The 2,030-nt window shown below is 45.7% G+C and carries 2 protein-coding genes; both read right to left on the reverse strand.

Features of this window, described 5'->3' with window-relative positions; genetic code table 11:
• On the reverse strand, positions 1-455 hold a 455-nt coding region (locus QUB04_RS32330), incomplete at its 3' end, for a hypothetical protein (RefSeq protein ID WP_445301110.1).
• A 448-nt stretch (positions 456-903) separates the two neighbouring features.
• Positions 904-1,803, reverse strand: coding sequence for an ABC transporter ATP-binding protein (locus tag QUB04_RS32335; RefSeq protein ID WP_333290743.1), 900 nt, complete (start codon positions 1,801-1,803; stop codon positions 904-906).
• Positions 1,804-2,030 lie beyond the last annotated feature (227 nt).

Genomic DNA, 2,030 nt, shown 5'->3' on the forward strand with positions numbered 1-2,030 from the left:
GTGGGCTGCTCATCAGTGGGCTGCTCATCAGTGGGCGGCTCATCAGTGGGCTGCTCATCAGTGGGCTGCTCATCAGTGGGCTGCTCATCAGTGGGCTGCTCATCAGTGGGCGGCTCATCAGTGGGCTGCTCATCAGTGGGCTGCTCATCAGTTGGCAGCCCCCAAGTGGTCGGATCCCCAGTGCCCGTTCCTGCCGATGTTGGATTGGCGTCGGTGTTTCCGATGGTGGCGGTGTTTCCGATGGTGTCGGTGTTTTCGATGGTGGCGGTGTTTTCGATGGTGGCGGTGTTTCCGATGGTGGCGGTGTTTTCGATGGTGGCGGTGTTTTCGTCGGTGCCGGTGTTTCCGATGGTGCCGGTGTTTTCGTCGGTGACGGTGTTTTCGTCGGTGGCGGTGTTTTCGTCGGTGACGGTGTTTCCGAGGATGCCGATGTATTCGATGTATTGGTCGCTCATAATTGCTGAAATCCTATAGATATATCGTTTACATTTAAGTCTGGCTCTTGTTGAAACCCCCGCGTCAAAGCTTAAATTCTCGCTATGAGGACTGAAGAATTTATTAGTTTTACTGCTCCAATCAATCGGGCGGTAAAATTGTTAGCTTGTTTAGACATCGTGGGTTGGCTTTCCCTATCTCTATCTTTGCTTCGGGCCCCTGCCTCTGTAAAGTCGGAAAAGTCGGATCTTAAAGTCGGAAAAGTCGGATCTTTGCCATGAGGACATAATTTAGATATCCAAGAGAGGCTGTGGGTATAAGGGTATATTTTTTAACAGTATTTTATTTGCCCTGTTTGCCAGACAGCATTAAGGTTGACGATATTTTTACAATCTAGAAATCGCCCTTGTTAATTACTCTGGAATTTTTGACCGCAGATGGTGGCGGATATACGCAGATGGACGCAGATTAGGATACAGTTTGTTTAGTTACTTCTACATAAATATGCTCTAATCGCACCGGATACCGAGCGATTGAATCAATAGAAATCCCGTCGAACAGCAAAATAATTTCTTTTAATTCTAAACGTTCCGGCAGCCAAAAAGCTAAATCGCTACCGTAGCGGCGGGGGATGAAACTGTATTGTTTAGCGCGGGCGATGACTTCAGCTTCTTCGTCGGTTTTTACCACGATAATTTCTTGAGCAGGAATCAGTTTTCGCAACTCCTCCAAACTGCCCTCAGCCACAATACTGCCATTCTTTAAAATCCCAATTCTCTGACACAGCCGCTCAGCTTCATCCAACAAGTGAGTTGTTAGCAAAATTGTAATTCCTTGCGATTGCAATCGCTGAATTAACTCCCAAATTTCATAGCGAGCCTCAATATCTAAACCCGTTGTCGGTTCGTCTAAAATTACTAATTTAGGCTGGTGTACCAAAGCCACCGCAATATTCAAACGGCGCTGCATTCCTCCGCTCAAAGTTTCCACCGGGCTTGTAGCTCTATCTGTCAAATTAACTGCTTTCAAACAGTGTCTTACTTGATAGCGCCGCTGTTTGCGCTCTAAGCCGTAAATTTGAGCAAAAAAATTGAGATTTTCTTCGCAGCTAAGGCTTTTGTAAAGCAAATTTTCTTGAGGCGCTACACCGATTAAGGATTTTGTAGAGTCAGAAACAGGTTCGCCATTAATAGAAACTTGGCCGCTGTCGGCATTTAGCAAATTGCATAAAATATTGATAGTTGTAGTTTTGCCCGCCCCGTTTGGGCCGAGCAAACCGTAAATTTCTCCAGCTTGAATGTGCAGTGTTAAATCTTGAAGGACTGAACGCTCGCCATAGGACTTATTTAACTTTTCTATTTGCAGCACTACTTTAATTCTCCGTATTATTTTATATATTTACGGTTGTTTATGAACGATTAAACCGCAGAGAGCGCAGAGGGCGCAGAGTCAGAGAAGAGAGAGATGAATAATTAGGACATAATGCAATACGGTTCAGATAAGACTGATCCCCCCTAGCCCCCCTTAAGAAGCTATGCCTTACTCACATCTTTCTTAACAAAATCCGGCTTGACATCTGGGGGGGAATGGGTAGA

This window comes from Microcoleus sp. D2_18a_B4 (genome assembly GCF_036702475.1).
In the GTDB taxonomy this organism is placed as follows: Bacteria; Cyanobacteriota; Cyanobacteriia; order Cyanobacteriales; family Microcoleaceae; genus Microcoleus.